This window comes from Streptomyces sp. CS113 (assembly GCF_002188365.1).
Lineage (GTDB): Bacteria > Actinomycetota > Actinomycetes > Streptomycetales > Streptomycetaceae > Streptomyces > Streptomyces tendae.
Window position 1 is genome coordinate 5,240,855 of record NZ_KZ195574.1, and the last position, 7,167, is coordinate 5,248,021.

Below are 7,167 nucleotides of genomic sequence, written 5' to 3' on the forward strand. Positions count from 1 at the left end.
CACCATCGCCCCCGCACCCGCACGCACCGGCAGAGAGAGCTCATGGACCGCCTCGACAACACCGTCCGCCCCTACGCCTGGGGTTCCACCACCGCGATCCCGACCCTGCTCGGGACCGAGCCGACCGGCGAACCGCAGGCGGAGATGTGGATGGGCGCCCACCCCGGCGCCCCCTCCCGCACCGGTCGGGGCACCCTCGCCGAGGTCGTCGACGCGGACCCCGAGAAGGAACTGGGCGCCGCCTCCGTGGCCAGGTTCGGCCCCCGGCTGCCCTTCCTCCTCAAGCTCCTCGCGGCCGGCGCCCCGCTCTCCCTCCAGGTCCACCCCGACCTCGCCCAGGCCAGGGCCGGTTACGAGGACGAGGAGCGCCGCGGCGTCCCCCTGGACGCCCCGCACCGCAACTACAAGGACGCCAACCACAAGCCCGAACTGATCTGCGCCCTCACCGAGTTCGACGGCCTGTGCGGCTTCCGCGCCCCGGCCGACACGGCCGACCTGCTCGACGGCCTCGGCGTCGCCTCCCTCAAGCCGTACGTCGACCTGCTGCGCGCCCACCCCGAGGACGCCGCCCTGCGCGAGGTCCTCACCGCGATCCTCACGGCCGACCCCGAGGAGATGTCCCACACCGTCACCGAGACCGCGGCCGCCTGCGACCGCCTCGGCGGCGCCTACCGGCCGTACGCCGACATCGCCCACCACTACCCGGGCGACCCCGGCGTCCTCGCCGCGATGCTTCTCAACCACGTCCGGCTCCAGCCCGGCGAGGCCCTGTACCTCGGCGCCGGCATCCCGCACGCCTACCTGAACGGCCTGGGCGTCGAGATCATGGCCAACTCCGACAACGTCCTGCGCTGCGGGCTCACCCCCAAGCACGTCGACGTCCCCGAACTCCTGCGCATCGTCCGCTTCGAGGCGGGCGACCCCGGCATCCTGCGCCCCGAAGCCTCCCCCGACGGCGAAGAGGTCTACGACACCCCGATCGACGAGTTCCGCCTGAGCCGCTACGTCCTGCCCGAGGGCGCCGGCGCCCACGACCTGACCCTGCCCACCCCGCAGATCCTGCTCTGCACGGCGGGTACCGTACGGGCCGGCGAACACGAACTCGCCCCCGGCCGCTCCGTCTTCGTCCCCGCGCACGAAAAGGCCGAAGTGTCCGGAAGCGGCACGCTCTTCCGGGCCACCGTGCGCGTCTGATCCGGGTCTGAGGGGCGTACGACGGGGCATCCGGCACGTCGGGGCCCGCGCGGGCTGCAACAATGGCGCACCGCAAAGGCAGGGCAAAGCCGGCCACAGACGAAGGCGAAGGGACAACGCGACACATGAGCGCGTCAGGCGGTACCAGGGCGATCGTGGCGGCACTGCTCGCCAACCTCTCGATCGCGGTGGCGAAATTCGTGGCGTTCCTCTTCAGCGGATCGTCGTCGATGCTCGCCGAGTCCGTGCACTCCCTCGCCGACTCCGGCAACCAGGGCCTGCTGCTCCTGGGCGGCAAGCGCGCCCAGCGCGAGGCCACCCCGCAACACCCCTTCGGTTACGGCCGCGAGCGCTACATCTACGCCTTCCTCGTCTCCATCGTGCTCTTCTCGGTCGGCGGCATGTTCGCCGTCTACGAGGGCTACGAGAAGATCAAGCACCCCCACGAGATCGAGCACTGGTACTGGCCGGTGGGCGTCCTGGTCTTCGCGATCATCGCCGAGGCCTTTTCCTTCCGGACCGCCATCAAGGAGTCCAACCCCCTGCGCGGCAAGAGGTCCTGGAAGGAGTTCGTCCGCCACGCCAAGGCACCGGAGTTGCCGGTCGTCCTGCTTGAGGACCTCGGCGCCCTGGTCGGCCTGATCCTCGCCCTCGGCGGCGTCGGCCTCGCCCTGCTCACCGGCGACGGCGTCTGGGACGGCATCGGCACCCTGTGCATCGGCGTCCTGCTCATCCTGATCGCGCTCGTCCTCGCGGTCGAGACCAAGTCCCTGCTGCTCGGCGAGTCCGCGGGCATCGAGGCGGTCCAGCAGATCGAGTCCGCGATCGTCGCCGGTGACACGGTCACCGGCGTCATCCACATGCGCACGCTCCACCTGGGCCCCGAGGAACTCCTCGTCGCCGCCAAGATCGCCGTCCGCCACGACGGCACGGCCACCGAGATCGCCTCCGCGATCGACGCCGCCGAGTCACGCATCCGCGAGGCGGTCCCGATCGCCCGCGTCATCTACCTGGAACCGGACATCTACAGCGAGTCCGAGGCCGCCAAGGGCCCCGATCCCGAGGCCACCCCCGGCGGCCCGAGCACCCCGCCGGCCGCCCACTGACCGACGGGCCCACCGCCGTCCTCACCCTGCGTGAACGTCCGGAAGTGTTCGGAGGCGGACTGGGGACGGTGGGTGCCCGCGGTGTAGCTTGGGACGGAGCCAGACGTCGCTGCTGATGGCGGTCGGGCGGTCCAGGACGGACCGGCCGAGGGAGAGAGGGCCTCCGACGGACTGCGCTGCGCGTACGCGGGCATGCCTGTGTCCTCTTCTGGGCACCCCTGTGTCCGCCGCCGCGCAGGTCAGCCGTACCCACCTCGACCCAACCCGAGGAGCAGCCCGTTATGACGACTGTCGACAACCGACAGGACTTCAAGGTCGCCGACCTCTCCCTGGCCGCGTTCGGCCGCAAGGAGATCACCCTCGCCGAGCACGAGATGCCGGGCCTGATGGCGATCCGCAAGGAGTACGCCGCAGCCCAGCCGCTCGCCGGCGCCCGCGTCACCGGCTCCCTGCACATGACCGTGCAGACCGCCGTGCTCATCGAGACCCTGGTCGCCCTGGGCGCCGAGGTCCGCTGGGCCTCCTGCAACATCTTCTCCACCCAGGACCACGCGGCCGCTGCCATCGCCGTCGGCCCGAACGGCACCCCGGACAACCCGCAGGGCGTTCCGGTCTTCGCCTGGAAGGGCGAGACCCTGGAGGAGTACTGGTGGTGCACGGAGCAGGCGCTGACCTGGCCGAACACCCCCACCGGTGGCCCGAACATGATCCTGGACGACGGCGGTGACGCCACCCTCCTCGTCCACAAGGGCGTCGAGTACGAGAAGGACGGCAAGGTCCCCTCGGTCGACACCGCCGAGTCCGACGAGCACCGCGTCATCCTCGAACTCCTCACCCGCACGGTCAGCGAGACCCCGCAGAAGTGGACCCAGCTGGCGTCCGAGATCCGCGGTGTGACCGAGGAGACCACGACCGGTGTCCACCGCCTGTACGAGATGCACCGGGACGGCACCCTGCTGTTCCCGGCGATCAACGTCAACGACGCGGTGACGAAGTCGAAGTTCGACAACAAGTACGGCTGCCGGCACTCCCTGATCGACGGCATCAACCGTGCCACCGACGTGCTGATCGGTGGCAAGACCGCCGTCGTCTGCGGCTACGGTGATGTCGGTAAGGGTTGTGCGGAGTCGCTGCGCGGGCAGGGCGCCCGGGTGATCATCACGGAGATCGACCCGATCTGCGCCCTTCAGGCGGCGATGGACGGCTTCCAGGTCACCACGCTGGACGAGGTCGTCGACCAGGCCGACATCTTCGTCACCACGACCGGCAACAAGGACATCATCATGGCCGCAGACATGGCCAGGATGAAGCACCAGGCGATCATCGGCAACATCGGCCACTTCGACAACGAGATCGACATGGCCGGCCTCGCCAGGACCCCCGGCATCGTCAAGGACGAGGTCAAGCCGCAGGTCCACACCTGGACTTACCCCGACGGCAAGGTCCTCATCGTCCTGTCCGAGGGCCGCCTGCTGAACCTGGGCAACGCCACCGGTCACCCGTCGTTCGTGATGTCCAACTCGTTCGCGGACCAGACCCTGGCCCAGATCGAGCTGTTCACCAAGCCCGACGAGTACCCGACCGACGTCTACGTGCTGCCCAAGCACCTGGACGAGAAGGTCGCCCGGCTCCACCTGGACTCCCTCGGCGTCAAGCTGACCACGCTCCGCCCGGAGCAGGCCGACTACATCGGCGTCAAGGTCGAGGGCCCCTACAAGGCGGACCACTACCGCTACTGAGTCACCGGTTCCTCCGAGGCAGGCCCCCGCACCCCCGTGCCGGGGGCCTGCCCCATTGGCGCCACATCCGCATCAGCGGCCGGACCAGCCCGTCACCACCCAGGACACCCATGCCCCGCGGCCGATATTCGCTCCACGATCCGCACGATCACACCCCCCTCGCGGAAGAACACTTCCAATGCGCCCCCGGCCCCTCCGGCTGGCGCTACGTCTCCCGGCTGACCACGCCCACCGGCGCCGACCACGGGTCCGTCGACCTCGCCCTGGACGAACTCGGCCGCCCCATCCGACTCGAACTCCACGCCGCCGACTGGCAGGTGCGCGGCGCCGCCATCGACGGCGTCACCTGGGTCCGTACCGACCCCACCGGAATCCACGCCACCGAAGGCAATGCGCGCGCTCACGCCTTCACCGGCACGTCCCCCGCCTTCCTCGTCGCCGTGACCCGCCTCCTGCGCCTCACCCCCTCCGCTTCAGCCACCCGCGTACGCCTCGTCGCCCTCACCGACCCGGTCCTCGCCCCCCGCACCGTGGACCAGTCATGGGCCTTGCTGAACAGAGAAGCACACGCCACTGACAACGGCCCTCTCACCGTGGACGAATACCAGGTCACAGCCCTGGACACGGGCGAGCAGTACTCCGTGCACATCACCGGCGACGTCGTACTCGCGGCCCCCGGGGTCGAGCTGGAGGACCTGGAGACACCACCCTCCGTGTTCCCGTGAAAGGCGCCGGACGGGACACGCCTACGCCGGCGGCACGAACCCGGTCCCGGGCCGGCCCTCCGACGCCACGTCCCGCGGCACCCCGGGGCGGTCACCCGGTGACGGCGGGGGAGGCGGCGCAGTCGGCGGGACGGACGGCGCAGGAGGCTGGGCGGCCGCCGCAGGAGCCGCAGGAGCCCCCGGCGCCCCCGGTACCGATCCGACGGCCCAGTCAGCCCCCGCAGTGCCACCGAACGCCCGCCGGGCCTCCCTGGCCTGCCGCTCCTGCAACACCGCCGCCAGATAGGCGGGCGGCGGAACCTCCCGAGGCACCGGAGCACCCGTGCGGGCCGCGACATCACCGGCGAGCCGTTCGGCCATGGCCCAGCCGACGCGCGGATCCAGCTGCCCCGTCCGCGCCAGGTACTGACGGACGGCGAGCCACAGATCGTCGGGCACCGCGGACAGGTCGAGCCCCGAGAACCGCCCCGCCAGCCAGGGCGGAGGCGGCGGTATGAAGGCCGCCGACGAGAACGGCACCCTCTCCCGCACGACCAGCGTGCCGGCGAACACGTCACCGAGCCGACGCCCACGCGCCGACACCAGCGAGGCGATACAGGCGATCACCCCGAACGTCATCAGGATCTCGATCACCCCGATCAAGCCACGTACCAGTGCGTGCCGGAACCGGACCGGCCCGCCGTCGTCCCGCACCACCCGCAGCCCGCACGCCATCTTCCCGAGCGACCGCCCATGGCTCAGCGTCTCCACGGCGATCGGCCCGCCCACCAGGACGAGGACGAAGCTCGCGATCGTCAGCGCGGTTTGCGCCGCCCCGTCCAGCGACGAGGTGGACGCCACCAGCGCGATGGTGACCGCCACGTAGACGGCCACGGCCACCACCAGGTCGAGCAGGACGGCCAGCGCCCTGCTGGGCAGCCGCGCGGGACGCAGCTCCAGCGCCACCGCCTCGCCCGTCACCAGCTCGCTCACGCCCGCCGCCCTTCCCCTATATGCCCCCGTCCCCGCCAGTCTGCCAAGCTGAGGGCGCACCGCGCCGCAGTACGACAAGCTGATCCACGACGAGCCGCCGACGATAGCCGAGGAGCAGGCACACCGATGGACCTCGACGTCTTCGTCTCCGCCCACCGCGCGGAGTGGGACCGCCTCGACGCCCTCCTCCGGCGCAGGCGTCGGCTGACCGGCTCCGAGACCGACGAACTCGTCGCCCTCTACCAGCGCACGGCCACCCACCTGTCCCTGATTCAGTCCAGCGCACCCGACCCGCAGCTGACCGGACGGCTGAGCCAACTGGTGGCACGCGCGCGCAGTGCCGTGACGGGTACCCGGCGCGCCTCCTGGCGCGACGTCACACGCTTCCTGACCCAGCAGTTCCCGGCGGCCGTCTACCGGGCCCGCCACTGGTGGGTCCCCACCGCCCTCCTGTCGACCGCGGTCGCGGCCCTCCTGGGCTGGTGGATCGGCACCCACCCGGAGGTGCAGTCCACCATCGCCGCGCCGAGCGAACTGCGCGAGCTGACCCGCCCCGGCGGCCAGTACGAGACGTACTACTCGAGCAACCCGGCGGCCTCGTTCGCCGCACAGGTCTGGACGAACAACGCCTGGGCCGCCGCGCTCTGCCTCATCCTGGGCGTTTTCCTGGGGCTGCCCGTCATCTGGATCCTCTTCCAGAACATGCTCAACCTCGGCGTGGGCTTCGGTCTGATGTCGTCGGCCGGCCGCCTCGACACCTTCCTCGGCCTGGTCCTGCCCCACGGCCTGCTGGAACTGACAGCGGTGTTCGTCGCCGCGGGCACCGGAATGCGCCTGGGCTGGACCGTCATCGACCCCGGGCCCCGTACCCGCCGCATCGCTCTCGCCGAAGAGGGCAGGGCCGCCCTCGGCATGGCGATCGGCCTGGCCCTCGTCCTCTTCGTGTCCGGCGCCATCGAAGGCTTCGTCACCCCGTCCGGCCTGCCCACATGGGCGCGGATCACCATCGGCGTCGTCGCCGAGCTGGCCTTCCTCGCCTACGTCTACGTCCTGGGCGGCCGTGCCGCTCGCGCCGGCGACACGGGCGACGTCGAGGCAGCCGAACGCAGCGCCACTGTGCCAACGGCCGCCTGATGTGCATCCAGCCCCGGTGAGCTGCTAGTGTCCTCTTCGTTCCCGCCCGAGCCGTTGACACGGAGCGAGCGGGGAGGTAGATTCGAACAGTTGCCTGGAGACGGGTTCACCCCAGAGGGCAACAGTGAACATCTATCAGCTTCCCCGAATCACTGAATTCGATGAAGCACTCTCCCGATGAATCGGAAACGAACGGCCGGCAAGACCGGCTCGAAACTTCTGATAAAGTCGGAACCGCCGGAAAGGGAAACGCGAAAGCGGGAACCTGGAAAGCACCGAGGAAATCGGATCGGAAAG

General features: G+C 70.5%; 6 protein-coding genes and 1 other annotated feature (1 of these 7 running past the window's edge). Of the genes, 5 read left to right on the forward strand and 1 reads right to left on the reverse strand.

Going from position 1 to position 7,167, the window contains the following annotated elements:
* Positions 1-42: 42 nt before the first annotated feature.
* The 4 genes from manA to B9W62_RS23435 all read left to right on the forward strand — a co-directional run bounded on the left by manA (position 43) and on the right by B9W62_RS23435 (position 4,764).
* Positions 43-1,194: a mannose-6-phosphate isomerase, class I gene (gene manA / locus B9W62_RS23420; protein WP_087809009.1), complete on the forward strand. Its 1,152-nt coding sequence runs from the start codon at positions 43-45 to the stop codon at positions 1,192-1,194.
* Positions 1,195-1,319: 125 nt separating this feature from the next.
* The gene (locus B9W62_RS23425) at positions 1,320-2,300 is read left to right on the forward strand and encodes a cation diffusion facilitator family transporter (protein WP_087809010.1); all 981 of its coding nucleotides are present in this window, start codon (positions 1,320-1,322) and stop codon (positions 2,298-2,300) included.
* Between the two features lie 281 nt (positions 2,301-2,581).
* Positions 2,582-4,039 carry an adenosylhomocysteinase gene (gene ahcY / locus B9W62_RS23430; protein ID WP_087809011.1) on the forward strand — a complete coding sequence of 486 codons (1,458 nt, stop codon included), beginning with the start codon at positions 2,582-2,584 and terminating at the stop codon, positions 4,037-4,039.
* A gap of 110 nt (positions 4,040-4,149) precedes the next feature.
* Positions 4,150-4,764 carry a hypothetical protein gene (locus B9W62_RS23435; protein ID WP_087809012.1) on the forward strand — a complete coding sequence of 205 codons (615 nt, stop codon included), beginning with the start codon at positions 4,150-4,152 and terminating at the stop codon, positions 4,762-4,764.
* 21 nt (positions 4,765-4,785) lie between these two features.
* Here the strand turns inward: B9W62_RS23435 and B9W62_RS23440 are convergent, their stop codons facing one another.
* Entirely contained in the window at positions 4,786-5,736 is a 951-nt protein-coding gene (locus B9W62_RS23440; RefSeq protein WP_087812055.1) for an RDD family protein, read from the reverse strand.
* A gap of 126 nt (positions 5,737-5,862) precedes the next feature.
* On the opposite strand from B9W62_RS23440, the gene B9W62_RS23445 reads away from it, so the two are divergent.
* Positions 5,863-6,870: a stage II sporulation protein M gene (locus B9W62_RS23445; protein WP_087809013.1), complete on the forward strand. Its 1,008-nt coding sequence runs from the start codon at positions 5,863-5,865 to the stop codon at positions 6,868-6,870.
* A 251-nt stretch (positions 6,871-7,121) separates the two neighbouring features.
* Positions 7,122-7,167: a sequence feature (mutual gap in cmsearch alignment for this rRNA model is longer than 100), on the forward strand; it runs 1,253 nt beyond the window's last position.

Bases quoted from the DNA above. Each gene is read 5' to 3' on its own strand.
- B9W62_RS23445 (WP_087809013.1), top strand. From the start codon at position 5,863: ATGGACCTCGACGTCTTCGTCTCCGCCCACCGCGCGGAGTGGGACCGC.
- ahcY (WP_087809011.1), top strand. From the start codon at position 2,582: ATGACGACTGTCGACAACCGACAGGACTTCAAGGTCGCCGACCTCTCC.
- B9W62_RS23435 (WP_087809012.1), top strand. From the start codon at position 4,150: ATGCCCCGCGGCCGATATTCGCTCCACGATCCGCACGATCACACCCCC.
- B9W62_RS23425 (WP_087809010.1), top strand. From the start codon at position 1,320: ATGAGCGCGTCAGGCGGTACCAGGGCGATCGTGGCGGCACTGCTCGCC.
- manA (WP_087809009.1), top strand. From the start codon at position 43: ATGGACCGCCTCGACAACACCGTCCGCCCCTACGCCTGGGGTTCCACC.